Origin of the sequence: Vibrio sp. LQ2, from assembly GCF_023920125.1 — a bacterium.
In the GTDB taxonomy this organism is placed as follows: Bacteria; Pseudomonadota; Gammaproteobacteria; order Enterobacterales; family Vibrionaceae; genus Vibrio; species Vibrio fluvialis.
Genome location: NZ_CP085308.1, coordinates 3,638,539 through 3,664,855, shown reverse-complemented (window position 1 = coordinate 3,664,855; position 26,317 = coordinate 3,638,539). Strand labels below are relative to the sequence as shown.

Below are 26,317 nucleotides of genomic sequence, written 5' to 3'. Positions count from 1 at the left end.
CAGTGAATATCCTGCTGTCAGAATACTTTTATGGTATTAAGCTTAGGGGAATCACGAACGATAAAGAGATGAGAAGTACAGGTGTCAGAGCATTTTTCTCCTGATCACGGGCTGGTGGAACAGTTCCTTGATGCGATGTGGATGGAACGCGGGTTGTCGGAAAACACCCTGATGTCATACCGCAATGATCTGATCAAGCTGCTCGACTGGATGCAGCACAACAATTATCGATTGGATTTCATCAGCCTGTCGGGCCTTCAGCAATACCAAACCTGGCTGACGGATCAGGATTACAAACAGACGTCGCGGGCGAGAATGCTGTCGGCGATTCGTCGCCTGTTTCAATATCTGCACCGTGAAAAAATGCGTGCGGATGATCCGAGCGCACTACTGGTAAGCCCCAAACTGCCTAAGCGTTTACCCAAAGATTTAAGCGAGCAGCAGGTGGATGCATTGCTCAGCGCGCCGAACCCGGACGATCCGATTGAGTTGCGCGACAAAGCGATGCTGGAACTCTTGTATGCCACTGGTTTGCGTGTCACCGAACTGGTATCGCTGACGATGGAAAACATCAGTCTGCGTCAGGGCGTGGTGCGCGTGATTGGTAAAGGCGGCAAAGAGCGCTTGGTGCCAATGGGGGAGAATGCGATTGAGTGGATTGAAACTTTTCTTTCTCAGGGTCGGTCTCACCTGTTAGGTGAACAGACATCTGATGTGGTGTTTCCGAGTAAGCGTGCGCAGCAGATGACACGCCAAACTTTCTGGCACCGGATCAAACATTACGCGGTGATTGCCGGCATTGACGTCGATAAGCTATCACCACACGTTTTACGCCATGCGTTTGCGACCCACTTGTTGAACTACGGGGCGGATTTACGCGTGGTACAAATGCTGCTCGGTCATAGTGACTTATCGACAACGCAAATTTATACTCATGTCGCGACTGAGAGATTGAAACAATTACACAGCGAGCACCACCCAAGGGCTTGATGGAAAGGACTTTTTTATGAAGATTTTACGCCGATTATCACTTCTGCTGCTGCCGTTTGTTGCGGTGGCGTGTAACGCAGAGACTGTGTCAGCCGACAAACCAGCCGCACAGGTGCAGATCGACAAGAGCGTATTTGAGCAACGCTTTGCCAAACTGGGCTTGGATGTCATGGACGTTGTGCCATCGGATATTGATGGGCTGGTCGAAGTGCAAACCGCGGGTGGCGTGCTGTTTGCGTCTCCTGATGGCAAGCATTTTATTGCCGGCACACTGTATGAGATGGACGCCAATGGCGGTTACACCGATGTATTGGCCAAGCGTCAGGCGCCAATCAACGCCAAGAAAATCGCGCAGTTCCAGAAAAGCATGATTGAGTACAAGGCGGACAACGAGAAATATGTGGTGACGGTGTTTACTGACATTACTTGCGGATACTGTGTGCGTCTGCACAGCCAGATGAAAGAGTACAACGACGCGGGTATCACTGTGCGTTATCTGGCGTACCCACGCCAAGGACCCACCGGTCAGGTGGCAGAACAGATGGCGGCTATCTGGTGTTCAGAGGATCCCAAAACGGCGATTCACAACGCCAAGATGAATCGTCAGATGCTGGAAACTAAAGGCGACTTGGCGCAGTGCAAGCAAACCATCGCTCAGCATTATCAATTGGGCCGTGAGCTGGGTATCAGCGGTACACCAGCGATTTTCCTGCCAAACGGCGAAATGGTGGGTGGTTACCTGCCGGCAGCACAACTGTTGCAACGCCTACAACAAATGTAATCGAAGCTTAAAGGATACGGGCCTGAGCCAGTCTCAGGCCTGATAACAGATGATTGAAATTCAACGACGACCTGAGCCGGATCTGGCTCAACTTCCCGAGACCATTCCTGCTCTGTTAAGACGCATCTACCTCAACCGTGGTGTTGAGAGCGTCGAACAACTGGAGAAGGCCGCGAAAGCGCTGCACTCTTATACCCAACTGCACGGCATCGATGCAGCTGTTGAACTCCTGTTTGAAGCGATTAAGCAGCAGAAGCGCATCATCGTTGTCGGCGATTTTGACGCCGACGGCGCGACCAGTTCGGCGTTGTCAGTTCTGGCACTGCGTATGCTCGGCAGCCACAACGTCGATTATCTGGTGCCCAACCGTTTTGAGGACGGTTATGGCCTGAGCCCGGAAGTTGTGGAACAGGCATTGGCGATGAATGCCGAAATGATCATGACGGTCGATAACGGCGTCTCCTCGATTGAAGGGGTACGCTTTGCCAAGCAACACGGGCTACAGGTGCTGGTGACCGATCACCACTTACCAGGCTCTCAGTTGCCGGATGTCGATGCCATGGTTAACCCCAATCTGCAGCAGTGTGCGTTTCCCTCAAAAGCTTTAGCCGGGGTGGGCGTGGCGTTCTACCTGATGATGGCGTTGTGCGTTCACATGCGTAAGTGCGGCTGGTTTGCTGAACAGGGCATGGCGGAACCCAAGCTGATGGAACTGATTGATTTGGTGGCCTTAGGTACGGTTGCCGATGTGGTGCCGCTGGATGAAAACAACCGCATTCTGGTGCACCAGGGCTTGCAGCGTATTCGCGCTGGTAAAGCTCGCCCGGGGATTCAGGCGCTGATTGAAGTGGCCAAACGCGATGCGCGTAAACTGGTCGCGTCAGATTTTGGCTTTGCGCTGGGGCCGCGGATTAACGCCGCAGGGCGTCTTGACGATATGTCGTTTGGCGTCGAGCTGCTGCTGTGTAACAACATTCACGCTGCGCGCCGTATGGCCAGTGAATTGGATGGCCTCAATCAGACGCGTAAAGAGATTGAAGAGGGTATGAAGCAGGAAGCGATGGCGTTTTGTGAACGTCTGCAGTTTGGTAAAGACACCGAACTGCCGCATGGTCTGGTGATGTTTCAGCGTGACTGGCATCAGGGTGTGATTGGTATTCTCGCTTCGCGTATTAAAGAGCAGTTCCATCGTCCGGTGATTGCGTTTGCTGATGGCGGCGATGGTCTGATTAAAGGTTCCTGCCGTTCGGTTGCTGGTCTGCACATGCGTGATGCGCTGGATAAAATTGATACGCAGAATCCGGGCATTATTCTTAAGTTTGGTGGCCACGCCATGGCGGCCGGATTGACGATTGAAGAGAAGAACTTTGAGCGTTTCAGCCGACTGTTTGATGAAGTGGTGCGTCAGGATCTCGATGAAGCGCTGCTTAAAGGTGTGATTCTGACCGACGGCGAACTGACGCCTGAGGAGTTCTCTATGCACGTGGCGGAAATGCTGCGCGCTGGTGGTCCATGGGGACAGGCGTTTCCTGAACCGGTATTTGATGGCGAGTTTAAAGTGCTGCATCAGAAACTGGTCGGGGAGAAGCATCTCAAATTGATGCTGGAGCCGCTGTATAAAGGCCACCCGACCAACATCATGATCGATGGCATCGCGTTCAACGTTGACCTGCGCCGTTGGCCGGACGCATCGGTGAAAACCGTACGCCTCGCTTATAAACTCGATATCAATGAGTTTCGTGGTAATCAATCCTTGCAGCTGATGGTTGATCACATCGAAGCCAAATAAATCAGATGCTGTGAACATAAAAAGAGCACCTTAGCGCGAGGTGCTCTTTTTTTATGCAAATTTTGTGATTTGGTTCTAAATTCTGCTTGTGATATCGACAATGTGAATAACTGTCATAGCCCGTTAATTCCCCGTCTGTATGATTTTTGTAATTGGTCTGACCAATAATATTGCCGTTTTAGTGCGCTATTGTTAGTAAAGTGTTTTGGTAAGGCCTGTTCTATGATTTGGGTCAATTTTTGACTGGACATTGGCGTTTTAATTATGTTAATTTCTGCACCAACTTGAAATTGGTATTACCAATTGCCTGCAAGAACATAAAGAGTAGAAGAATAATAAATTATGGCTTATCAAAGGATTCGTCAGCCGAAGCTATCTGATGTCATCGAGCAAGAGTTAGAACGGTTGATCGTGGAAGGAACATTAGCCCCAGGGCAACAACTGCCACCGGAGCGAGAGCTGGCCAAACAGTTCGATGTTTCCCGTCCGTCCGTCCGTGAAGCCATCCAGCGATTAGAAGCCAAACGCCTGCTGACTCGTCGTCAGGGCGGCGGCACCTTCGTAAGCGAGCACATGTGGAAGAGTTTCTCTGATCCTCTGCTAAATTTATTGTCTAGCCACTCGGAAACCCAGCTTGATCTATTGGAAGCGCGTCATGCGCTGGAAGGTATTTCGGCTTATTTTGCAGCACTGCGTGGTACCGAAGAAGATTTTGCCCGTATTCAAGCCTGCGTGGCGCGAATTGGTGAGCTTCAGGATGCGAAGGACGTAGAAACAGAATCCGCAACTGTCATGGAGTTTCTGATTGCTATTACGGAAGCTGCCCATAACGTGGTTCTGCTGCACATCGTTCGAAGTCTCGCTCCCCTGCTTGAGCAAAATATTCTGCAGAATTTTAAATTATTACGCCGCCGCCCTGAAGCGGTGGAGAAAGTAAGCAAGCACCGAGCTAATATCGTGGATGCGATCGTATCCGGTCAGCCTGAGAAGGCGCGCGAAATGTCTCATTCTCACTTAGCTTATATCGAAGAAACATTGTTGGATTTGACCCGGGAAGAGTCTCGTCGTGAGCGTTCTCTGCGTCGTATCCAACAGGGTAATGAGCCGCAATAAGCGGTCCATTGCGATTCTAAATAAATCCAACCAACAGAAGGATAGATCGCCATGTCTGACATGAAGCATGACGTAGATGCACTGGAAACTCAGGAGTGGTTAGCCGCGCTTGAGTCAGTTGTACGTGAAGAAGGCGTAGAGCGTGCCCAGTACCTGCTAGAAGAAGTACTGGAAAAAGCACGTCTAGACGGCGTTGATATGCCAACTGGTATTACAACGAACTACATCAACACGATTCCTGCGGCCCAAGAACCAGCATACCCAGGCGACACGACTATCGAACGTCGTATCCGCTCAATCATTCGCTGGAACGCGATCATGATCGTTCTTCGTGCATCGAAGAAAGATCTGGATCTAGGCGGCCACATGGCATCATTCCAGTCTTCAGCTGCGTTCTATGAAACATGTTTCAACCACTTCTTCCGTGCTCCAAACGAGAAGGACGGTGGTGACCTGGTTTACTACCAAGGTCATATTTCTCCAGGGATTTACGCGCGTGCTTTCGTTGAAGGCCGCCTGACAGAAGAACAACTGGACAACTTCCGTCAAGAAGTGGATGGCAAAGGCATTCCTTCGTACCCACACCCTAAACTGATGCCTGAATTCTGGCAATTCCCGACCGTATCTATGGGTCTGGGTCCAATCGCATCTATCTACCAAGCTCGCTTCCTGAAATACCTAGAAGGCCGTGGCATGAAAGATACGTCTGAGCAGCGCGTATACGCGTTCCTGGGTGACGGTGAGATGGATGAGCCAGAATCACGTGGTGCTATTTCTTTCGCTGCGCGTGAGAAACTGGACAACCTGTGCTTCCTGATCAACTGTAACCTACAGCGTCTGGACGGCCCGGTAATGGGTAACGGCAAGATCATTCAAGAGCTGGAAGGCCTGTTCAAAGGCGCTGGCTGGAACGTGGTTAAAGTTATCTGGGGTAACAACTGGGATTCTCTTCTGGCGAAAGATACCTCTGGTAAACTTCTGCAACTGATGAACGAAACCATCGACGGCGACTACCAGACTTTCAAAGCGAAAGATGGCGCGTACGTTCGTGAGCATTTCTTCGGTAAATACCCAGAGACTGCAGCCCTGGTTGCTGACATGACTGACGACGAAGTGTTCGCACTGAAACGTGGTGGTCACGAGTCTTCTAAACTGTACGCAGCGTTCAAGAACGCACAAGAAACTAAAGGCCGTCCAACGGTAATCCTGGCTAAGACTGTTAAAGGTTACGGCATGGGTGACGCGGCTCAAGGTAAGAACATTGCGCACCAAGTTAAGAAGATGGACATGACGCACGTGATCGCGATGCGTAACCGTCTGGGTCTGCAAGACATCATTTCTGATGAAGAAGTGAACAACCTGCCTTACCTGAAACTGGAAGAAGGTTCGAAAGAACACGAATACCTGCACGCTCGTCGTAAAGCGCTGCACGGTTACACGCCACAGCGTCTGCCTAACTTCACTCAGGAATTGGTTATTCCAGAACTGGAAGAGTTCAAACCGCTTCTGGAAGAACAGAAACGTGAAATCTCTTCAACGATGGCTTACGTGCGTGCACTGAACATTCTGTTGAAAGACAAAAACATTGGTAAGAACATCGTTCCTATCATTGCTGACGAAGCGCGTACTTTCGGTATGGAAGGTCTGTTCCGTCAAATCGGTATCTACAACCCACACGGCCAGACTTACACGCCTGAAGACCGTGGTGTTGTGTCTTACTACAAAGAAGACACAGCAGGTCAGGTACTGCAAGAAGGTATCAACGAACTGGGTGCAATGTCATCTTGGGTTGCGGCTGCGACATCTTACAGCACCAACAACCTGCCAATGATCCCGTTCTACATCTACTACTCTATGTTCGGTTTCCAACGTGTTGGCGACATGGCATGGATGGCAGGTGACCAACAAGCTCGTGGTTTCCTACTGGGCGCAACAGCTGGCCGTACTACACTGAACGGTGAAGGTCTGCAGCACGAAGATGGTCACTCACACATTCAGGCCGGCACTATCCCGAACTGTATCTCTTACGATCCGACTTTCGCATACGAAGTAGCGGTGATCATGCAAGACGGTATCCGTCGCATGTACGGTGAGCAAGAGAACGTGTTCTACTACCTGACGCTGATGAACGAAAACTACGCGCATCCAGCAATGCCAGAAGGTTCTGAAGAAGGTATCCGTAAAGGTATCTACAAACTGGAAACTCTGTCTGGTTCTAAAGGTAAAGTTCAGCTGATGAGCTCTGGTACTATCATGAACGAAGTACGTAAAGCGGCAGTGATCCTGAGCGAAGAATACGGCACCGCCTCTGATGTTTACTCTGTAACCTCGTTCAACGAACTGGCTCGTGATGGCCAGGACGCAGAGCGTTACAACATGCTTCACCCAGAAGCAGAAGCGAAAGTACCTTACATCGCTTCAGTAATGGGTACTGAACCAGCAATCGCTGCAACCGACTACATGAAGAACTACGCTGACCAAGTTCGCGCGTTCATTCCTGCTGAGTCTTACAAAGTACTGGGTACTGACGGTTTCGGTCGTTCAGACAGCCGTGAGAACCTACGTCGTCACTTCGAAGTGAACGCAGGCTACGTTGTTGTTGCAGCTCTAAACGAACTAGCGAAACGTGGTGAAGTTGAGAAATCTGTGGTGGCGGAAGCTATCAAGAAATTCAACATCGACACTGAAAAAACAAACCCGCTATACGCTTAATTGAAGGTAGGAAAAGCATGGCTATCGAAATTTACGTACCAGATATCGGTGCAGACGAGGTTGAAGTTACTGAGATTCTTGTAAGCGTAGGCGACAAGGTTGAAGAAGAACAATCTCTGATTACTGTTGAAGGCGACAAAGCTTCTATGGAAGTTCCAGCGTCTCAGGCAGGTATTGTTAAAGAAATCAAAGTAGTGGCTGGCGACAAAGTAACGACTGGCTCACTGATTATGGTTTTTGAAGCGGAAGGTGCAGCAGCGGCTGCACCAGCTCCTGCGGCCGAAGCAGCACCAGTTGCGGCAGCGCCAGCAGCAGCGACTGAACTGAAAGAAGTCAACGTACCGGACATCGGTGGCGACGAAGTTGAAGTGACTGAAATCATGGTTGCTGTGGGTGACACAGTGTCTGAAGAGCAGTCTCTGATCACTGTTGAAGGCGACAAAGCTTCAATGGAAGTTCCAGCGCCATTCGCGGGTACCGTGAAAGAGATCAAGATCGCGTCGGGTGACAAAGTGACCACTGGCTCACTGATCATGGTCTTCGAAGTGGCCGGTTCTGGCGCTCCAGTAGCGGCAGCTCCAGCTCAGGCAGCGGCTCCAGCAGCAGCGCCAGCGGTGGCAGCCGACAAAGAAGTCAACGTTCCAGATATCGGCGGCGACGAAGTTGAAGTGACTGAAATCATGGTCGCGGTTGGCGACATGGTGAGCGAAGAGCAATCTCTGATCACTGTGGAAGGCGACAAAGCGTCGATGGAAGTTCCTGCACCATTCGCAGGTAAAGTGAAAGCGATTAAAGTAGCGGCTGGCGACAAAGTGTCAACTGGCTCACTGATCATGGTGTTTGAAGTGGCGGGCGCAGCGCCGGCAGCAGTCTCAGCACCAGCTCAGGCAGCAGCTCCAGCAGCAGCGGCACCGAAAGCTGAAGCTCCAGCGGCGGCAGCGCCTGCAGCGGCAACGGGTGACTTCCAAGAAAACAACGAGTACGCACACGCGTCTCCAGTGGTTCGTCGCCTAGCGCGTGAATTCGGCGTTAACCTGTCTAAAGTGAAAGGTTCAGGCCGTAAGAGCCGCATTCTGAAAGAAGACGTTCAGAACTACGTGAAAGAAGCTCTGAAACGTCTGGAATCAGGTGCCGCATCAGCAGCATCTGGCAAAGGCGACGGCGCGGCACTGGGTCTGCTACCTTGGCCAAAAGTGGACTTCAGCAAGTTCGGTGAAACTGAAATTCAGCCACTGTCTCGCATTAAGAAGATCTCTGGCGCGAACCTGCACCGTAACTGGGTCATGATCCCACACGTTACACAGTGGGATAACGCAGACATCACTGAGCTGGAAAACTTCCGTAAAGAACAGAACGCGATTGAAGCGAAGAAAGATTCAGGCATGAAGATCACGCCACTGGTGTTCATCATGAAAGCTGCGGCGAAAGCTCTGGAAGCGTTCCCTGCGTTCAACTCTTCTCTGTCTGAAGATGGTGAGAGCCTGATCCTGAAGAAATACGTGAACATCGGTATCGCGGTCGATACACCAAACGGTCTGGTTGTTCCTGTATTCAAAGACGTGAACAAGAAAGGTATCTACGAGCTGTCTGAAGAGCTGGCTGTAGTATCTAAGAAAGCACGTGCAGGTAAGCTGACTGCGGCAGATATGCAAGGCGGCTGTTTCACCATCTCAAGTCTGGGTGGTATCGGCGGTACGGCATTCACGCCAATCGTGAACGCACCAGAAGTTGGTATTCTGGGTGTATCTAAGTCTGAGATTAAGCCAGTGTGGAACGGCAAAGAGTTTGCTCCACGTCTGCAACTTCCTCTGTCTCTGTCATACGACCACCGTGTGATCGATGGCGCAGAAGGTGCACGCTTTATCACTTACTTGAACGGTTGCCTGAGCGACATTCGTCGTCTGGTTCTGTAATCGGTTCAAACAAAATAAGGCGGCTATTTAGCCGCCTTGATTCAAGCATTGTCTTGCAATTTGATGATGAAAAAATTTTTCCGCATTGAATTGTTGTCTAGCTCACAGGCTACATGGATTTACTTTTCACACCATTAACATCTCTGTAAACTGTTGCGGTCTGAAAAATAATCGTTTTAAGTAATTCGTTTTAAACATAAAACAAATAGATAGAACACCCACTCAGCCTGTTAGGGATATTGACTACAAGAGGTCGAAATGAGCAAAGAAATTAAAGCCCAAGTTGTAGTGCTTGGTGCCGGTCCTGCTGGTTACTCCGCTGCATTCCGCTGTGCAGACTTAGGTCTGGAAACAGTACTTATCGAACGTTACAACACCCTAGGTGGCGTGTGTCTGAACGTGGGTTGTATCCCATCGAAAGCACTACTGCACGTAGCTAAAGTTATCGAAGAAGCAAAAGCGCTGGCTGAGCACGGTATCGTGTTTGGTGAGCCACAAACAGACATCGACAAGATCCGTCTGTGGAAAGAAAAAGTAATTAACCAACTGACTGGCGGTCTTGGCGGTATGGCTAAGATGCGTAAAGTGAACGTGGTTAACGGTTTTGGTAAGTTCACTGGCCCGAACACGATTGAAGTGGAAGGCGAAGACGGCAAAACTGTTGTGAACTTCGACAACGCGATCGTTGCTGCGGGTTCTCGTCCAATCAAACTGCCATTCATTCCTCATGAAGACCCACGTATTTGGGATTCAACAGACGCTCTGGAACTGAAAGAAGTTCCTGGAAAACTGCTGATCATGGGCGGTGGTATCATCGGTCTGGAAATGGGTACTGTGTACCACGCACTGGGTTCTCAAATCGACGTGGTTGAAATGTTCGACCAAGTTATCCCAGCTGCGGATAAAGACATCGTTAAAGTCTTCACCAAGCGTATTGCGAAGAAGTTCAACCTGATGCTGGAAACCAAAGTGACTGCGGTTGAAGCAAAAGAAGACGGTATCTACGTATCGATGGAAGGTAAGAAAGCGCCAGCGGAAGCTGAGCGTTACGATGCGGTACTTGTGGCAATCGGTCGTGTACCAAACGGTAAACTACTGGATGCAGAAAAAGCAGGCCTGGAAGTGGATGAGCGTGGCTTCATCAACGTCGACAAGCAACTGCGCACTAACGTACCTCACATCTTCGCGATCGGTGACATCGTTGGCCAACCAATGCTGGCTCACAAAGGTGTTCACGAAGGCCACGTGGCTGCAGAAGTTATCGCTGGTAAGAAACACTACTTCGATCCTAAAGTTATTCCTTCAATCGCTTACACTGAGCCAGAAGTGGCATGGGTTGGTAAGACTGAGAAAGAAGCGAAAGCAGAAGGCATCAACTACGAAGTGGCAACTTTCCCATGGGCAGCTTCAGGCCGTGCAATCGCGTCTGACTGTGCTGACGGTATGACTAAGCTGATCTTCGATAAAGAGACTCACCGCGTTATCGGTGGTGCTATCGTGGGTACAAACGGTGGCGAACTACTGGGCGAAATCGGTCTGGCGATCGAGATGGGTTGTGATGCAGAAGACATCGCTCTGACTATCCACGCTCACCCGACTCTACACGAGTCTGTGGGTCTGGCTGCAGAAGTGTTTGAAGGTACGATCACTGACCTGCCAAACGCAAAAGCGAAAAAGAAAAAATAATTTTCTGAGCGCCAAATGATAAAAACCGCTGATTGTTCAGCGGTTTTTTTATGTCTGTTACTCGGCCTCTGAGGCAAAAAAATAGCGCCTTGCGGCGCTATGATTCGTCAATCTTTGCTTATTAGTGATCGCGTTTATAGATGCACAGCATGTCCAGGTAGCTTTTCACCAGTTTACGCATGTAGCCTTCATCGCGAACGCGGTTGGCTTGCACAAACAGTGAGTAGCAGACACCGTGGAACAGCGTCGCCAGATCTTCAGGGTCGTGCTGTTCACACACTTCACCGCGCTCGATGGCTTTCGAGAACATGTTCTTCACCAGCAACTGGTTGGTACGGTTACTGGATACAAACAGTGGCCATACTTCGTCACGCGTCGAGGCGCTCCATTCAAACCACACTTTCAGCCAGTGGCAATCTTCATTGGCCAGCTTAACCATTTCATCGGTGATGTTGGTGAGGTTCTCTTTCGCGTGAATATCGAGATCGATGTTGTCGGTGAGGAAGTTGGAAAACTGGCGAACCACGTAAGTCAGTACGTCGTCGACCAAATCTTCACGAGTAGGGAAGTAGTTGAACACGGTGGCGACAGAAACTTGAGCAATTTCTGCGATATCCGCATGACCACCACGGCCAATGCCTCGTTTTGCAAACACTTCCAGCGCGATTTCCATCAACTGGAGTTTACGTTTTTGAGGAGATAGCCGCGTTCTAGGGCGTTTCTCTATAGATGCGTCCATAGTATTAATCCTTGCCATTTGAGTTGTTATCTGCGTTTTTTAGTAAACGCTAATGATTATTTTATTAATTGCTTTAAAAGCCCTATGAGTGTAATGGTGCATATGATGAAGGTCAATGTTTTGTGCTTATAAAATGTTCACATTTATGAAATGTTTTGAATTTCAAAGTGTTTTATTGAATCAATTTCTCACTAAAACGTAACATCAGTGAAAGGTTAACACCCACCCTCAGCAGTGGTACTATACGCGCCGAAAGATTTAGCGGCGCTGTCGGTGTGGTTTTGCAGTGCCAAGTGTCGCTCCAACAAAACGAGATTGGTATGAAACATACAGTTGAAGTAATGATTTCTGAGCAAGAAGTTCAGGAACGTGTCCGCGCACTCGGCCAGCAGATCACTGAGCACTACAATGGCAGTGAAGATTTGGTTCTGGTGGGTCTGCTCCGTGGCTCTTTTGTGTTTATGGCAGACTTGGCTCGTGCAATCAGCCTGACGCATCAGGTCGATTTCATGACGGCATCGAGCTACGGCAACACCATGGAAAGTTCGCGTGACGTGCGCATCCTGAAAGATCTGGATGACGACATCAAAGGCAAAGATGTGCTGTTGGTGGAAGACATCATCGACACGGGTAACACCCTGAGCAAAGTGAAAGAGATTCTGTCACTGCGTGAACCGAAATCGATACAGATCTGTACCTTGCTGGACAAACCTTCTCGTCGTGAAGTGAACGTAGATGTGAAATGGATCGGTTTTGAGATTCCGGACGAATTCGTGGTGGGTGTGGGTATCGACTACGCACAGAAATACCGCCATCTGCCATTCATCGGTAAAGTGGTTCCGCTTTAAACCGGATGACGCAGAGATAAAAAACGCCCACATGATGTGGGCGTTTTTGTTATCGACACAACAGGCTGTGTTGTGGATTCAGAATTTTTTCCATCGCTTTCTTGTAACTACCGTCGACCATTTCGCGAGAGTTACAACGCACGCCCAGATACTCCAGACGACCGTCACCGATACCGTAAACCACACCGTGAATCTCAACGTCCTGGCCACGCTCCCAAGCGTTTTGCAGGATAGTGGAGTTACCCAGATTGTACACTTGTTCTGCCACGTTGATTTCCGCAAGTTTGTCCGAGCGGTCTTCTTCTGGCATTTGCTCCAGATAGCCGCGGTGTTTGAAGTACAAATCACGGATGTGCAGAATCCAGTTATTGATCAGACCCAGTTGCGGGTTATCGATAGACGCTGTCACACCACCACAGCCGTAGTGGCCACACACGATAATGTGTTTCACTTTGAGCACGTCGACCGCGTACTGCACCACAGACAGGCAGTTCAGGTCTGTATGAATCACTTGGTTGGCAACGTTTCGGTGTACGAACAGTTCACCGGAATACAGGCCGGTTAGGCGCTCTGCTGGGACTCGGCTGTCAGAACAACCAATCCACAGAAAGTCAGGATTTTGTCCTTCGGCTAACTTGCTAAAGTACTCAGGTCGTTCTGCTTTAATAGACTCTGACCACTTCGAGTTGTTTTCGAATAGTTGTTTAATCTCTGGCATTTTACTTCCCTTAGTTTATAGCCAAGTACCCTCAAGGTGCCCGGTTCTGTCCAATGACAGAATACGGCGTCTTGAAACCACTTGGGTATGCTTGCCAACTATACACAATGTCATAAATTCATTCTCTGACAAATTGCTTAACAGACTACTCATCTGAGCAGTTAATGGAAGTAAAATTTTTGCAAGATTTTGTTTGTAAAAGTGATAACTGAAACATGGACTGGTTATCACCATGTTGAAAATGGGGGGATTTTTCTCCGATCTATTTGCGTTCAAGGGTTGAAAAGTGACCGCTTAAGCAGCACATCTAGTCTGTTCGAACAGAAAGAGTTTTCACACTGCTATGTATGCATTAGAAATTGATCAGCTGCGCAAAACCTACGCCGGTGGTTTTGAAGCACTGAAAGGCGTCAGCCTGACGGTCAATAAGGGTGACTTTTACGCTCTGCTTGGCCCCAATGGTGCTGGTAAATCGACCACGATTGGTATCATCTCCTCACTGGTCAATAAGACCTCCGGTACAGTCAAAGTGTTTGGTCACAACATTGACACTCACTTAGAGCAAGCGAAACAACATTTAGGCTTAGTGCCACAAGAGTTCAACTTTAACCCGTTTGAGACAGTCGAGCAGATCGTGATGCAGCAGGCGGGATATTACGGCGTTTCGCGCACGCTGGCCAAAGAGCGGGCCGAGAAGTATCTCACCCAACTGGATCTGTGGGAAAAACGCAAAGAGCGCGCGCGTAACCTCTCCGGTGGGATGAAACGCCGCCTGATGATTGCCCGCGCTTTGATGCACGAACCACAACTGCTGATCCTCGATGAGCCGACAGCCGGGGTGGATATCGAGCTGCGCCGCTCAATGTGGGAATTTCTCAAGCAGATCAATTCGCAAGGAATCACCATCATCCTTACCACGCATTATCTGGAAGAAGCGGAGATGCTGTGTCGTCACATCGGTATCATCAATCGCGGAGAGCTGATTGAAAACACCACGATGAAAGGTTTGCTCGGTAAGTTGCATGTCGAAACCTTTATTCTTGATATCGATAATGAAGAGAAGCTGCAGCCGCTCACCGATGTGGTCTCGCAACGTGTGGTCGACGGTTCGCTGGAAATTGAGCTGGAAAAAACGCAGGGCATGAACCACGTCTTTACCCAGCTTTCAGAGCAGGGCGTGAACGTGATGTCGATGCGCAACAAAGCCAACCGTTTGGAAGAGCTGTTTGTCAGCATTGTTCGCCAGCAGAGTCAGGGGTAAGAGCATGTATCATATTTATTGGACCGCTTTTCGCAGCCTGCTGCGCAAAGAGATCAAACGTTTCACGCGCATCTGGGTACAGACCTTAGTACCGCCAGCGATTACCATGAGCTTGTATTTCATCATCTTTGGTAATTTGATTGGTTCCCGTATCGGTCAGATGAACGGCTTCAGCTACATGGAGTACATCGTGCCGGGGCTTATCATGATGTCGGTCATCACCAACTCATACTCGAACGTGGCTTCATCGTTTTTCAGTGCCAAATTCCAGAAGAACATTGAAGAGCTGCTTGTGGCGCCAGTGCCGAACTACGTGATCATTGCCGGTTATGTGATGGGCGGTGTGACGCGTGGCTTGTTAGTGGGCGCGATGGTGACGTTTGTGTCGCTGTTCTTTGTGGATCTGAGTGTCGATCACTGGGGCATCATCACGGCGACGGTCTTTCTGACCTCGGTTGTGTTCTCATTGGGTGGTTTGATCAATGCGGTGTACGCGCGTACGTTTGATGATATCTCGATTATTCCGACTTTCGTGTTAACGCCGCTGACTTATCTGGGCGGGGTATTTTATTCCATCAGTCTGCTGCCGGAGTTCTGGCAGGGCGTATCGAAAATCAACCCCATCGTCTACATGGTGAACGCGTTCCGTTACGGCTTCCTGGGTGTCTCGGATGTGGGTATCGTAACGTCATTCAGCGTGCTGGGTGTGTTTGTGGTGGTGCTGTACGCCGTGGCCCATTATCTGGTCAGTAAAGGCAAAGGCTTACGCAGCTGAGAGACAGGTTATAAAAAAGGTCAACCGAGGTTGACCTTTTTTACATCCATCAGAAAACTTACTCTTCTTCAGAATCGTCTTTGCCGTCGCTGGAGAGATCCAACACCTGATTATCAATCAGGCGGACTTTTCCTAAGAAAGCAGACATCAGAATCACCGCTTGCTTGCTGTCGGCTGAAATAGGCAGCAGGGTACGCGCGTCGCGAATGAAAATCTCATCCGGTTCTAAATCGGCAGCACGCAGCTGATCCACCGCATCTTCGATGATCGAGGTGTAGTCATCACGACCACCGCGAATCGCACTGTTGATCCAGCGCATGGTGCGAGCCAGAACTGGCGCACGTTGGCGCTCATCCAGCGTCAGCAGATTGTTGCGTGAGCTCATCGCCAGACCATCCATTTCACGTACAGTCGGTACGCCGATGATCTCGATGTCCATGCACAGATCTTCAACCATCTGACGAATCACCGCCAGTTGCTGATAATCTTTTTCACCGAAGCAGGCAACGTTCGGCTGCACAATGTTGAACAGCTTGGTCACGATTGTGGCAACACCACGGAAGTGGCCCGGACGCGAGGCGCCTTCCAGCATGTGAGACAGGCCCGGAACTTCAACAAACGTCTGTTTGTCGAGACCATACGGGTACATGATTTCAGGCGTTGGTGTAAACACCAGATCCACGCCTTCACCGTTCAGTTTGCTCAGGTCTTCATCCAGTGTACGCGGATAGTTGTTGAGGTCATCTGCGCGGTCGAACTGCATCGGGTTCACGAAGATGCTCACCACGACCACATCGGCCTGTTCACGGGCTTTACGCACCAGTGTCAGGTGACCTTCGTGTAAATTGCCCATGGTCGGTACAAAAGCGACACGGCGGCCATCACGCTTGACCTGTTTGATCTGCTCGCGAAGAGCTGAAACGTCAGCAAAAGTCTGCATGAAATACTCCTTTAGGCAATAGTGTGTGCGTCATCAGGGAACGTACCGTTTGCCACATCTTCCATGTATTTAGCTACGGCTGTACGCATATCACCTGTTTCCGCAAGAAAGTTTTTCGAGAATTTTGGCATGTAGTTCGCCGAAATTCCAAACATGTCGTGCATGACCAGAATCTGGCCATCGGTGCCATTACCTGCGCCGATGCCGATCACCGGTACATCCAGCAACTGAGTAATCCGGTTGGCCAGTGATGCAGGTACGCATTCCAGCAGAACGATCTGAGCGCCAGCTTCTTGCAGTGCCAGCGCGTCTTTTACCATACGATCTGCTTTGTCCTGCTCGCGGCCCTGAACTTTGTAACCACCAAAAATATTAACGGACTGAGGCGTTAGCCCCAGGTGTGCACACACAGGGATCGCACGTTCAGTCAGCATTTTTACGGTATCTACCAGCCAGTCACCGCCTTCAATCTTAACCATGTTCGCACCTGCGCGCATGATTTTAGCCGCGTTCTCACACGCTTGTTCAGGCGTGGCGTAGCTCATGAACGGCATATCTGCCATCAGCAGCGAATTCGGGCTGCCAGCACGCACACAGCGAGTGTGATAAGCAATCTCGTCGACCGTCACTGGCAGTGTATCGGTCTGGCCTTGCAGAACCATACCCAGTGAGTCGCCCACTAACAGCACCGGCATCTCCTGACTTTCAAAAAGCTGGGCAAAGCTGGCATCGTAAGCAGTCACAGTCGGAAATTTACGACCTTCCTGTTTCCATTTCATCAGGTCGTTAATGGTGATTTTTTTCATTCGTTGTCCTTACTAGGAGTTGGCGTCTGCCAAATACTGAGCCCATTAAGCGGAACGCTTTTCAGCAGTGTCTGCAACTCAGTCCCATCAGGGAGTTGTAAATTTGGTGCGATTTCCGCAAGCGGGTAGAGTACGAATTCACGTACTTTCATTCCGTAGTGGGGAATGATCAGTCGCTCGGAATCCATCACCTCATTGCCGTACAGCACGATATCTAAGTCGAGAGTTCTTGGGCCCCAACGTTCGGCTTTACGGACACGCCCATGTTCCTGTTCAATCGCTTGTGTGCAATCGAGCAGTTCCAGTGGCGTTAAATCGGTTTCAATGGCCACGACCGCATTGATGTAATCCGGTTGATCCTGTGGCCCCATGGGTGTGCTGCTATACAGCGACGAAGCCGCGATAAAACGCGACTTCGGTACAGATTTCAGTGCTTCGATGGCGTGTTTCGCCTGAGTCACCGGGTCGCTGAGGTTACTGCCTACGGCGATAAATGCTGTGATCATGACGAGGTTTTGCTCTTTTTCTTACGCGACGATGGCTTGCGACGACGCGGCGTGGTGGTTTTGGCGCCACCATCTAGATCTAACACCATCGCTTGACGCATATTGCGTCCTGCATTCTGGAAAGTTTCCCACCAGTCTGCCAGCAGCTTGGTTTCACCGTCTTCCACTTCGCCACGCATCTCCAGAAAATCGAAGCCGGCGCGGAACTTGTTCAGCTCCATCAGGCGGAATGCTCGTTTTCCGGTGCGACGCGGCAGACGCAGTTGCAATTGCCAGATTTCGCGAATGGTCGCCGTATGACGGCGCGGAATAGCAATGCTTTTCACCACTTCGTCGAGAATGCGGTTGCTGGCTTCCATCACGGCATCGTATTCGTTGAAGTGCTGGTGTTGCGTCAGCTCATCGGCCAGTTCCATCATCGGATACCACAGCATCGCGGCGAACATAAATGCCGGATTGATGCGTTTTCCTTCTTCCATACGCTGATCGGTTGAGTCCAGCGCCAGATCCAGCATCTGCTCCGTTTTTGATGAATAATCGTCGGTGAAGTGACGGGCAATGGTCGGGAACAACTGTTGGAACAGGTTGTACTCACGCATCAGGTGGTACGTTTCCAGGCCGTAGCCGGATTGCAGCATCTTGAGCGATTCTTCGTACAGACGCGCAGCCGGAATGTCACGTAGCAGCGGTGCTAAGTGTTCGATAGGCGCAGCGGTCTCTTCTTCGATGTCGAAGTCGAGTTTCACAGCAAAACGAATCGCACGCAGCATGCGCACCGGATCTTCGCGGTAGCGTGTCTCCGGATCGCCAATCAGACGGATCAGCTTATCATCCATGTCTTCCATGCCGCCGGCATAATCGTGAATGCTGTAGTCGGCGATGTTGTAATACATGGCGTTGATGGTGAAATCACGACGTTCGGCATCTTCATCAATGGTGCCGTAGACGTTATCACGCAGTAGCATGCCGGCTTCAGATTGTGACGCAATCTGTTTGTTGTTTTCTTGGTGGTGACCACGGAAGGTCGCCACTTCAATAATATCGCGGCCGAACATGATGTGAGCCAGACGGAACCGGCGCCCGATCAGGCGGCAGTTACGAAACAGCTGGCGAATCTGCTCAGGTGTGGCATTGGTGGCCACATCGAAATCTTTGGGTTTTCCACCCAGCAGTAAATCACGTACACCGCCGCCGACCAGATACGCCTCGAAGCCCGCCCCATTAAGGCGGTACAACACTTTTAGCGCATTCTCGCTGATATGCTGACGAGACACGTTGTGCTCTTGGCGCGTGATGATATTCAAATCTAGATCTGTATATACGCGATGTTTGCTTGGTTCTAAATCGTTGTTATTCATGTGCATCTGACATTGATTGGTGTTGCCTATTCAAGCGTGTTTCTGCACGTATCGTGGCTTAAATGGGCCGAATTTGCGGCTAATAATAGCTTACACAACGCCATTTGAGAATCGTGGTGTGATCTCGGTCTCTACTGGCAGCTGTGCAATCTGCCAGTTCTGGCATCCCCACGCAATGATTTCCTCAATGCGCGCATCCATAAAATCTTCTGGAATATCAAAGCCTAAAAACGTCATGGCGTGAATTAACGTTGGCTTCGGATCGTCCGGATTAATGGCGGTGGCGTGATTTTGTTTTGAGAGTTTATTCCCGTTGCCATCCATCGCCAAAGGCAAATGTAAGTAGCTGACCGGGTTTTGTTTTAAAGTGTGATACAAACTGATTTGTCTTCCGGTTGGCTCAATTAAATCCGCACCTCGCACCACTTCGGTCACGCCTTGGTCGATGTCATCAAGTACCACCGCCAGATTGTAGGCAAACAGGCCATCGCGGCGTTTGATGATGAAGTCTTCTTCCGCCAGTGCTGCAGGTATAGTGATTTCCCCGTGTTTCAAATCAATGAAGGAATACACCGGGTTATCCATGCGCAGACGAATGGCGCAGTCTGGGCTAAAAGGCAACTGTTTATCACGGCATGTGCCGGGATAAAAACCGCCAGCGGCTTTGATTTGTTTACGGGTACATTGACAATAGTAGGCTTGCCCCGAACTCAACCAGGCGTCAATCTGCCCTTGATATAAGCCGTGACGCTGGCTTTGATAGACAACCTCACCGTCCCAGTGCAGGCCATAGGCATCGAGTGCCTGTAAAATCCAGTCAGCGGCGCCGGGCATTTCCCGTGGCGGGTCCAAATCTTCGACACGAACCAACCATTGCCCCTGTTGAGACTTAGCCTGAAAGTAGCTGCCGAGTGCGGCAATCAATGAACCGAAGTGAAGGGGACCGGAAGGGGATGGGGCGAAACGACCAATGTAACTCATAGTATTGCGATTTGTGACCAGTGACTCTCAAGTGTAACCTGCAGACAAAACAAAAAGGGAGCTTTTTGCTCCCTTTTTCTCATCTGAAGGGTATTTAGCCCATCATCTGTTTTTCTTTGATTTCTGCAAGTGTTTTACAGTCGATACACAGGTCGGCTGTAGGACGAGCTTCCAGACGACGGATGCCGATTTCAACGCCACAAGATTCACAGAATCCAAAATCATCTTCCTTGATTTTGTCTAGTGTCTTTTCAATCTTCTTGATCAAACGGCGCTCGCGGTCGCGGTTACGCAGTTCCAGGCTGAACTCTTCTTCCTGAGAAGCGCGGTCAACAGGATCAGGGAAGTTGGCTGCTTCGTCCTGCATGTGGTGCACGGTACGGTCAACTTCTTCTCTGAGCTGGTTACGCCAGGCTTCTAAAATCTTTGTAAAATGAGCGATCTGATCAGGTGACATGTACTCTTCACCTGGTTTTTCCTGATACGGCTCAACACCTGCAATGGCTAGGATGCCTAGCGTTTTCTTTTTGGATTCTTCTGGCATACAGCATCTCCTACTAACACCTAGTCAACTGCGAGAGCAGTCAATTTAAGGCGGGTATCTATAGCAAAAAGAAGTTGGAGAGGCAAACACTCAATTATAAAGTTATCGTCAATGTGAAGGCTTCATCAATTTTTTGCAGGTTGATGAGCAAATTCTATTGAGGACACTAATCGAATGCTGCAGTCAGAAAGTTCTGCTTTGTAGCACAGTACTTCCACTCCGGCTTCTTGAGCCATCTTTAACAATTGTGAATAGTTCGCGTCTATATGGTGAGCAGGGGCGACTTTTTCAATCCCTGAATGCAAAACAGCAAATAAAAGTACTGCTCTGCTTCCATTTTTTGCCATTTCTGCCAGCTCACGTAAATGCTTCTGTCCCCGAGTTGTGACCGCATCGGGAAAGTAGCCCTGACCAACTATCTGATTTTCCTCGCCCGTGGCTAAGTTCCGTTCATCCAAAAGAGTGACGCTTTTCACTTCTATATAACAGTTTGGACCGGATTCTGAGTTGAGCAAGATATCAATGCGGCTATTTTCATTGCCGTATTTCACTTCAGTGAGCAGCTGGTCATAACCTTGCAGCTCGGTAATGGTGCCATCTTGGATGGCTTCTACGGCCAACTGGTTCGCCCGCGCGGTATTAATGCAGATACGATGGCCGCGTGCCGTCTCGGTCAGTTCCCAGCTGTGGGCGTATTTGCGCTTCGGGTTGTCTGAGGTGGAATACCACACAGTGCTGCCCGGTTCGGCGCAGCCCGTCATCGCGCCGGTGTTGGCACAGTGCATGGTGATGGTCTCGCCGCTTGGCAGAGTGACATCGGCCAAAAAACGTTTGTAGCGCTGAATCAGCGTCGCGGATTGAAGTGGAGGGGAAAACTGCATAAATGACTCGTTTCGCTTTGATTACTGTTTTTATGTACAATACCGGCGCCATTTAAACACAAGGATATTGTCTTGTCACAATTGCCCATCGAAGCTGTGATTCCCGAGCTGCTTGCCGGTGTTCAGCGTTTCCCTCAGGTGATCCTCAAAGCCGCTCCCGGTGCCGGTAAGTCGACTCACTTTCCGCTGGCTCTGCTCAACGCCAATCTGGTGACGGGGAAAATCGTCATGCTGGAACCGCGTCGTCTGGCGGCGCGTAATATTGCCCGTTATCTGGCGCAGCAACTTGGTGAAAGCGTTGGTGAAACGGTCGGTTATCGCGTGCGCGGCGAAACGCGCGTCAGCGCGAGTACTCGGCTGGAGATTGTGACCGAAGGGATCATGACCCGCATGATTCAAAGCGATCCGGAGCTCGACGGTATCGATGCGCTGATTTTTGATGAGTTCCATGAGCGCAGTATTCATGCTGATACCGCGCTGGCGTTCAGCCTGGAAGTGCAGTCGGCGCTGCGGGATGACCTCAAAATCATCGTCATGTCGGCGACCTTAGACCATGAGGCGTTGCAGGTTTTACTGCCGATGGCGACTTACGTGGAATCTCACGGCCGCAGCTATCCGGTGGCCACACGTTATCAGGCGCTGAAGCCGGGTGAGCCGCTGGTGGCGAGCATGGAAAAGCAGATTCGTCAGCTACTCGCGCAGGAGAATGGTTCACTGCTGGCTTTTTTACCGGGCGCGGCCAGCATTACTCAGCTGACTCAGGCTTTAGGCGATGTAGCGGACGATATCGATGTGTGTCCTCTGTTTGGGCAACTGAGTTTTGCTGAGCAGCAGAAAGCCATTGCGCCAACGCCAAACGGGCGACGCAAAGTCGTGCTGGCGACTAACATTGCTGAAACTTCGTTAACCATTGAAGGCATTCGCATCGTGCTCGACAGCGGGTTAGAGCGCCGCGCGCGGTTTGATTTAAAAACGGGTATTACGCGCTTGGAACAGGTGCGGATTGCCCAATCGTCGGCAGAGCAGCGCGCTGGCCGTGCCGGCCGTCTTGAGCCGGGCCTGTGTGTGCGTCTGTACAGCGAAGCGCAGCTCAAGCAGCAACCGATGGTACCGGTCGCTGAAATAATGCAGAGTGATTTGGCACCGCTGGCGCTGGAGCTGGCGCAGTGGGGCGCGCAAGAAGCAACGGATTTACCGTGGCTGGATCTGCCTCCCGCCGCCGCGATGGCTCAGGCACGTAGTTTGTTGTGTATGCTGGGGCTGATGGATGAGCGTCAGCAACTGACCGCGCAAGGCAAAGCGGCACACGAACTGGGGGTGGAACCACGCATCGCAGCGATGCTGCTGGCAGCGCAGGCGCAAAGCCCCGCGCACATGCAGAGTGCGCTGGCGCTGGCGGCTCTTCTGGAAGATCCTGAACGCCAGGTGCTGGATGTGCAGCACAGTTTGCATCGCTGGCAGCAGGGCAAACACAATAAAGCGCGCACGATGAATCAACGTGCCACGGCGCTGGCACATAAACTGGATGACAGTTTCGACCTGCGCCGTGTCGACACGACTCTGCTTTCGGTCGTTGCGTGTCTGGCATTTCCCGATCGTATTGCTCAGCAACGCGGGCAGCATGGTCAGTTTTTACTGGCCAATGGCCATGGTGCGTTTGTTACTGATGATCAGCCGCTGGCAGGCAGTGATTATCTGATTGCGCTCGACCTGATGCGGGGTCATCAGCAATCGAGCCAGGTTTTTTCCGCTCTTGAGCTGGATGTCGGTCAACTGGAACAGCAGTGTCCTCAGTTATTTAACGAGCTGGAACGTGTCGACTGGGATGACAAAGCGGGCCGTCTGGTGGCGGAAATGCAGCTTCGTTGCGGACAACTGGTGATTCGGCGTCAAGCCCTGCCTGCGCCAAATAAACAAAAAATGACGCAAGCTTTGCTCAATTATGTCGAGCGCAAAGGGCTTTCGGTATTAAATTGGACCGAAGCCAGTCTGGACTGGCTGACGCGCGTGCGTTGTGCAGCCGAGTGGCTGCCGGAGGAAAACTGGCCTGACATGGATGACGACGCGCTGCGAAGCCATCTGTCTGAGTGGTTGGAACCTTATTTAGCTGGCATCAGCTCCGTGAAAGAATTAAATAAAGTGCCGTTGATGGACGCCCTTAATACGCGTTTAGGCTGGCCTTTGAGCCAGCAACTGGATGAGTGGCTGCCAACCCATCACGCGTTGCCAACTGGTACTTGCAAGAAGATCCGTTACCAGTTTGGCATGGAGCCTGTGCTGTCGGTGCGGATGCAGGAAGTGTTCGGTGAAAAGAGCACACCGTTGATTGCTAAAGGCACCAAGGCAATAGTCATGGAGCTGCTTTCACCGGCCCAGCGTCCGCTGCAGGTCACCCGCGACTTGGCGGGCTTCTGGAGCGGTGCGTATAAAGAAGTACAGAAAGAGATGAAAGGACGTTACCCGAAACATGTGTGGCCGGATGATCCCGCCAATCACAGTGCGACGACCAAAACCAAGCGACAACTGAATTCATGACCAAGAAAAGCGAATCCCCAAAGAAAACCACGCCGGCAAAGAAATCGGCGCCACGTAAATCTTCCTCCTCCAAACCGAGTGGTTCCCGTTCGTGGCTGAAACGTCTGTGGAGTCTGGGCTGGAAAGTCGGTTTGGCGCTGGCTGCCGTGCTGATTTTTACCGGCATTTATCTCGACAGCATGATCAAGCAGCGTTTTGAAGGACAGCTGTTTGAACTGCCGACGGTGGTGTACGCGCGTATTCTGACCCTAGAGCCCGGCAGCGACATCAGCATTAAACAGATGCGCAATGAGCTGGACGTGCTCAACTACCGTAAAGTGAGCCAGCCGCGCTATGCGGGTGAGTATTCGGCGTCGTCGACCCGCATTGAACTGATCCGTCGCCCGTTTGAATTTGCCGATGGTCCGGAGCCGGATCGCCATGTCATGCTGATTTTTGATGACAATGGACTGAATCGCATTCAGTCGCTGGAGAAACGTGGCGATCTCGGTTATCTGCGTATTGAGCCGAAAATGCTGGGTATGCTGGAGAAAGATACTCAGGAGCAGCGCCTGTTCCTGCGCCGCGAGCAGTTCCCGGAAGTGATGATTGATGCGCTGTTGACCACTGAAGATCGTAACTTCTACCAGCATGATGGCGTGTCGCCGATGGCGATTGCCCGTGCAATGGTCGCGAACCTCAAAGCAGGCCGTACCGTGCAGGGTGGCAGTACGCTGACTCAGCAGTTGGCGAAAAACATTTTCCTTTCCAGCGATCGGACCTTGTGGCGTAAATTACGTGAAGCCTACATGGCGCTGATCATTGATTACCGTTACAGCAAAGATCGCATTCTGGAAGCGTACCTGAACGAAGTGTATCTGGGCCAGAATGGCAAAGAAGCGGTGCACGGTTTTGGCCTGGCGTCGCGCCTCTATTTTGGTCAGCCGTTGCAGGAGCTGCGCATCGACCAGTTGGCGCTGCTGGTGGGCATGGTGAAAGGGCCGTCTTATTACAATCCGATGCGCTATCCGGAGCGTGCTAAAGAGCGTCGCGACTTAGTGCTCAAGCTGATGATGGATCAGGATATTCTGACAGCCAAGCAGTATGAGCAGGCGGTGACCCGTCCGCTGGATGTGCAGAAACAGGCCCGCATTGCCAGCCGTCAGCCTGCTTATTTCCAGCAGTTGTCGATTGAACTGAAACAAAAACTCGGCGATGCGTTTAAGTCCGATACCGGGCTGCGCGTATTTACGTCACTCGATCCGGTGTCGCAGGCCAAGCTGGAAGAAGCGGTGGAAAATCAGGTGCCGATTCTGGCACGTACCGCGGGTAAAGATCTTGAAGCAGCGGCCATAGCCGTTGATCGCCACAGTGGTGAGATTCGCGCTATGGTGGGCGGTAAACGCACGGGCTATGACGGATTTAACCGCGCGCTTAATGCCAGCCGTCCGATTGGTTCACTGGTGAAACCCGCTGTGTATCTGACGGCGCTGGCGCAGCCGGAGAAATACAATCTGGCGACGACCTTGATGGACAAGCCAATCACACTGCAAGGCAGTGAAGGCAATGTGTGGACGCCGCGCAACTTTGACCGTCAGTTCCGCGGTGAAGTGCCGCTCTACCTGGCGCTGGCCAAATCGCTCAACGTACCGACGGTGCAACTGGGCATGCAGTTGGGGATTGAAAACGTCACCAAAACGCTGGAAAAACTGGGTGTGAGCCGCGACGAAATTCGTCCGGTGCCGTCGATGTTCCTTGGTTCGTTTTCGCTGACTCCGTATCAGGTCGCGCAGATGTTCCAGACGGTCACCAACTCGGGCAAAAAAGCGCCGCTTTCCGCGCTGCGTTCGGTACTCGATCTGGATGGTAATGTGCTGTACGAATCGATTCCTAAAGTATCCCAGGCGGTTGATCAGCAAGCGGCCTGGTTGACGACGTATGCGATGAAGCGTGGTGTGCTGGAAGGCACGGGACGTTACCTGAACAGCCAGTTTGGCTGGGCAGCGCTGGCGGGGAAAACCGGCACCAGCAGTGACAGCCGCGACAGCTGGTTTGTTGGTGTCGATGGCCGGGAAGTCACCACTATCTGGCTGGGACGAGATGACAACCAGCCAACTAAACTGACCGGCTCGAGTGGTGCGCTGCGCGTGTACGCCGATTACCTGCGTTATCGCATTCCGGAGAAACTGGTGTTGCCGTGGCCGCAAGGGATCAGCACGGTCGGTTTTTCTCAGTCCCGCTCCGGCGGACTTGAACTAGACTGTAACAACGATTTCAAACTGCCCGTCTGGGATGCCTCCGGCAGTTGGAAAAAACAGTGTGAGAATCGTCCCACCGAGTGGTTGAAAAAACTCTTTCAGTGGTGATTAAGCCCGTTTATAGTGGCTTGATTTTCAACTAAATGGATAACAAGGATTTGAGGACGACCGTGACCCGTTGGCTGCTCAGTATAGTGTGTTTAC

21 protein-coding genes are annotated in these 26,317 nt (G+C 51.1%); 12 read left to right on the top strand and 9 right to left on the bottom strand.

What is annotated here, in order from left to right; translation table 11 throughout:
- The first annotated feature begins 81 nt into the window (after nt 1-81).
- From xerD to lpdA, 7 genes are all read left to right on the top strand, one after another.
- Nucleotides 82-990 (top strand): site-specific tyrosine recombinase XerD, encoded by a 909-nt coding sequence (xerD, locus tag LGV68_RS17050; protein ID WP_047459088.1) that lies wholly within the window; start codon nt 82-84, stop codon nt 988-990.
- Between the two features lie 16 nt (nt 991-1,006).
- Nucleotides 1,007-1,771, top strand: coding sequence for a bifunctional protein-disulfide isomerase/oxidoreductase DsbC (gene dsbC / locus LGV68_RS17045; RefSeq protein WP_055452474.1), 765 nt, complete (start codon nt 1,007-1,009; stop codon nt 1,769-1,771).
- Between the two features lie 49 nt (nt 1,772-1,820).
- On the top strand, nt 1,821-3,560 hold the full coding sequence (gene recJ / locus LGV68_RS17040; protein WP_143683922.1) for a single-stranded-DNA-specific exonuclease RecJ: 1,740 nt from the start codon (nt 1,821-1,823) through the stop codon (nt 3,558-3,560).
- Between the two features lie 342 nt (nt 3,561-3,902).
- The gene (gene pdhR, locus LGV68_RS17035; RefSeq protein WP_020331986.1) at nt 3,903-4,673 is read left to right on the top strand and encodes a pyruvate dehydrogenase complex transcriptional repressor PdhR; all 771 of its coding nucleotides are present in this window, start codon (nt 3,903-3,905) and stop codon (nt 4,671-4,673) included.
- Nucleotides 4,674-4,724: 51 nt separating this feature from the next.
- Complete coding sequence (aceE, locus tag LGV68_RS17030; RefSeq protein WP_252535709.1) at nt 4,725-7,385, top strand: pyruvate dehydrogenase (acetyl-transferring), homodimeric type; 2,661 nt, start codon at nt 4,725-4,727, stop codon at nt 7,383-7,385.
- A 17-nt stretch (nt 7,386-7,402) separates the two neighbouring features.
- Nucleotides 7,403-9,298: a pyruvate dehydrogenase complex dihydrolipoyllysine-residue acetyltransferase gene (gene aceF, locus LGV68_RS17025; RefSeq protein WP_020430458.1), complete on the top strand. Its 1,896-nt coding sequence runs from the start codon at nt 7,403-7,405 to the stop codon at nt 9,296-9,298.
- Between the two features lie 258 nt (nt 9,299-9,556).
- Nucleotides 9,557-10,984: a dihydrolipoyl dehydrogenase gene (gene lpdA, locus LGV68_RS17020; RefSeq protein ID WP_020331989.1), complete on the top strand. Its 1,428-nt coding sequence runs from the start codon at nt 9,557-9,559 to the stop codon at nt 10,982-10,984.
- Nucleotides 10,985-11,105: 121 nt separating this feature from the next.
- Here lpdA and LGV68_RS17015 read toward each other — a convergent pair whose 3' ends face one another.
- The gene (locus LGV68_RS17015) at nt 11,106-11,723 is read right to left on the bottom strand and encodes a LuxR/HapR/OpaR family quorum-sensing transcriptional regulator (protein WP_024374317.1); all 618 of its coding nucleotides are present in this window, start codon (nt 11,721-11,723) and stop codon (nt 11,106-11,108) included.
- 320 nt (nt 11,724-12,043) lie between these two features.
- Here LGV68_RS17015 and hpt point away from each other — a divergent pair, with 320 nt between their 5' ends.
- Entirely contained in the window at nt 12,044-12,571 is a 528-nt protein-coding gene (gene hpt / locus LGV68_RS17010) for a hypoxanthine phosphoribosyltransferase (RefSeq protein ID WP_020331991.1), read from the top strand.
- 49 nt (nt 12,572-12,620) lie between these two features.
- Here hpt and can read toward each other — a convergent pair whose 3' ends face one another.
- Complete coding sequence (can, locus tag LGV68_RS17005) at nt 12,621-13,289, bottom strand: carbonate dehydratase (protein WP_020331992.1); 669 nt, start codon at nt 13,287-13,289, stop codon at nt 12,621-12,623.
- A 343-nt stretch (nt 13,290-13,632) separates the two neighbouring features.
- Between can and LGV68_RS17000 the strand changes: the two genes are divergently transcribed.
- Entirely contained in the window at nt 13,633-14,550 is a 918-nt protein-coding gene (locus LGV68_RS17000; RefSeq protein WP_020331993.1) for an ABC transporter ATP-binding protein, read from the top strand.
- Nucleotides 14,551-14,554: 4 nt separating this feature from the next.
- Nucleotides 14,555-15,325, top strand: coding sequence for an ABC transporter permease (locus LGV68_RS16995; protein WP_020331995.1), 771 nt, complete (start codon nt 14,555-14,557; stop codon nt 15,323-15,325).
- Nucleotides 15,326-15,383: 58 nt separating this feature from the next.
- Here LGV68_RS16995 and panC read toward each other — a convergent pair whose 3' ends face one another.
- The 7 genes from panC to sfsA all read right to left on the bottom strand — a co-directional run bounded on the left by panC (nt 15,384) and on the right by sfsA (nt 21,341).
- Complete coding sequence (panC, locus tag LGV68_RS16990; protein ID WP_020331996.1) at nt 15,384-16,265, bottom strand: pantoate--beta-alanine ligase; 882 nt, start codon at nt 16,263-16,265, stop codon at nt 15,384-15,386.
- Between the two features lie 11 nt (nt 16,266-16,276).
- On the bottom strand, nt 16,277-17,071 hold the full coding sequence (gene panB, locus LGV68_RS16985) for a 3-methyl-2-oxobutanoate hydroxymethyltransferase (RefSeq protein WP_020331997.1): 795 nt from the start codon (nt 17,069-17,071) through the stop codon (nt 16,277-16,279).
- Nucleotides 17,068-17,577 (bottom strand): 2-amino-4-hydroxy-6-hydroxymethyldihydropteridine diphosphokinase, encoded by a 510-nt coding sequence (folK, locus tag LGV68_RS16980; RefSeq protein ID WP_020332000.1) that lies wholly within the window; start codon nt 17,575-17,577, stop codon nt 17,068-17,070. Before folK ends, panB begins: the two co-directional genes overlap by 4 nt.
- Nucleotides 17,574-18,935 carry a polynucleotide adenylyltransferase PcnB gene (gene pcnB / locus LGV68_RS16975; protein WP_100268295.1) on the bottom strand — a complete coding sequence of 454 codons (1,362 nt, stop codon included), beginning with the start codon at nt 18,933-18,935 and terminating at the stop codon, nt 17,574-17,576. Before pcnB ends, folK begins: the two co-directional genes overlap by 4 nt.
- Nucleotides 18,936-19,025: 90 nt before the next feature.
- Complete coding sequence (gene gluQRS, locus LGV68_RS16970) at nt 19,026-19,916, bottom strand: tRNA glutamyl-Q(34) synthetase GluQRS (RefSeq protein ID WP_020430470.1); 891 nt, start codon at nt 19,914-19,916, stop codon at nt 19,026-19,028.
- Between the two features lie 94 nt (nt 19,917-20,010).
- Nucleotides 20,011-20,460 carry an RNA polymerase-binding protein DksA gene (gene dksA, locus LGV68_RS16965; RefSeq protein ID WP_020332003.1) on the bottom strand — a complete coding sequence of 150 codons (450 nt, stop codon included), beginning with the start codon at nt 20,458-20,460 and terminating at the stop codon, nt 20,011-20,013.
- A gap of 125 nt (nt 20,461-20,585) precedes the next feature.
- Nucleotides 20,586-21,341 (bottom strand): DNA/RNA nuclease SfsA, encoded by a 756-nt coding sequence (gene sfsA / locus LGV68_RS16960; protein WP_047459077.1) that lies wholly within the window; start codon nt 21,339-21,341, stop codon nt 20,586-20,588.
- A gap of 72 nt (nt 21,342-21,413) precedes the next feature.
- On the opposite strand from sfsA, the gene hrpB reads away from it, so the two are divergent.
- Both hrpB and mrcB read left to right on the top strand, forming a co-directional pair.
- Entirely contained in the window at nt 21,414-23,876 is a 2,463-nt protein-coding gene (gene hrpB / locus LGV68_RS16955; protein ID WP_252535704.1) for an ATP-dependent helicase HrpB, read from the top strand.
- Nucleotides 23,873-26,221: a penicillin-binding protein 1B gene (mrcB, locus tag LGV68_RS16950; protein WP_075988160.1), complete on the top strand. Its 2,349-nt coding sequence runs from the start codon at nt 23,873-23,875 to the stop codon at nt 26,219-26,221. Before hrpB ends, mrcB begins: the two co-directional genes overlap by 4 nt.
- Nucleotides 26,222-26,317: the final 96 nt, after the last annotated feature.

Bases quoted from the DNA above. Each gene is read 5' to 3' on its own strand.
- dsbC (WP_055452474.1), top strand. From the start codon at position 1,007: ATGAAGATTTTACGCCGATTATCACTTCTGCTGCTGCCGTTTGTTGCG.
- recJ (WP_143683922.1), top strand. From the start codon at position 1,821: ATGATTGAAATTCAACGACGACCTGAGCCGGATCTGGCTCAACTTCCC.
- pdhR (WP_020331986.1), top strand. From the start codon at position 3,903: ATGGCTTATCAAAGGATTCGTCAGCCGAAGCTATCTGATGTCATCGAG.
- aceE (WP_252535709.1), top strand. From the start codon at position 4,725: ATGTCTGACATGAAGCATGACGTAGATGCACTGGAAACTCAGGAGTGG.
- aceF (WP_020430458.1), top strand. From the start codon at position 7,403: ATGGCTATCGAAATTTACGTACCAGATATCGGTGCAGACGAGGTTGAA.
- lpdA (WP_020331989.1), top strand. From the start codon at position 9,557: ATGAGCAAAGAAATTAAAGCCCAAGTTGTAGTGCTTGGTGCCGGTCCT.
- LGV68_RS17015 (WP_024374317.1), bottom strand. From the start codon at position 11,723: ATGGACGCATCTATAGAGAAACGCCCTAGAACGCGGCTATCTCCTCAA.
- hpt (WP_020331991.1), top strand. From the start codon at position 12,044: ATGAAACATACAGTTGAAGTAATGATTTCTGAGCAAGAAGTTCAGGAA.
- can (WP_020331992.1), bottom strand. From the start codon at position 13,289: ATGCCAGAGATTAAACAACTATTCGAAAACAACTCGAAGTGGTCAGAG.
- LGV68_RS17000 (WP_020331993.1), top strand. From the start codon at position 13,633: ATGTATGCATTAGAAATTGATCAGCTGCGCAAAACCTACGCCGGTGGT.
- LGV68_RS16995 (WP_020331995.1), top strand. From the start codon at position 14,555: ATGTATCATATTTATTGGACCGCTTTTCGCAGCCTGCTGCGCAAAGAG.
- panC (WP_020331996.1), bottom strand. From the start codon at position 16,265: ATGCAGACTTTTGCTGACGTTTCAGCTCTTCGCGAGCAGATCAAACAG.
- panB (WP_020331997.1), bottom strand. From the start codon at position 17,071: ATGAAAAAAATCACCATTAACGACCTGATGAAATGGAAACAGGAAGGT.
- folK (WP_020332000.1), bottom strand. From the start codon at position 17,577: ATGATCACAGCATTTATCGCCGTAGGCAGTAACCTCAGCGACCCGGTG.
- pcnB (WP_100268295.1), bottom strand. From the start codon at position 18,935: ATGAATAACAACGATTTAGAACCAAGCAAACATCGCGTATATACAGAT.
- gluQRS (WP_020430470.1), bottom strand. From the start codon at position 19,916: ATGAGTTACATTGGTCGTTTCGCCCCATCCCCTTCCGGTCCCCTTCAC.
- dksA (WP_020332003.1), bottom strand. From the start codon at position 20,460: ATGCCAGAAGAATCCAAAAAGAAAACGCTAGGCATCCTAGCCATTGCA.
- sfsA (WP_047459077.1), bottom strand. From the start codon at position 21,341: ATGCAGTTTTCCCCTCCACTTCAATCCGCGACGCTGATTCAGCGCTAC.
- mrcB (WP_075988160.1), top strand. From the start codon at position 23,873: ATGACCAAGAAAAGCGAATCCCCAAAGAAAACCACGCCGGCAAAGAAA.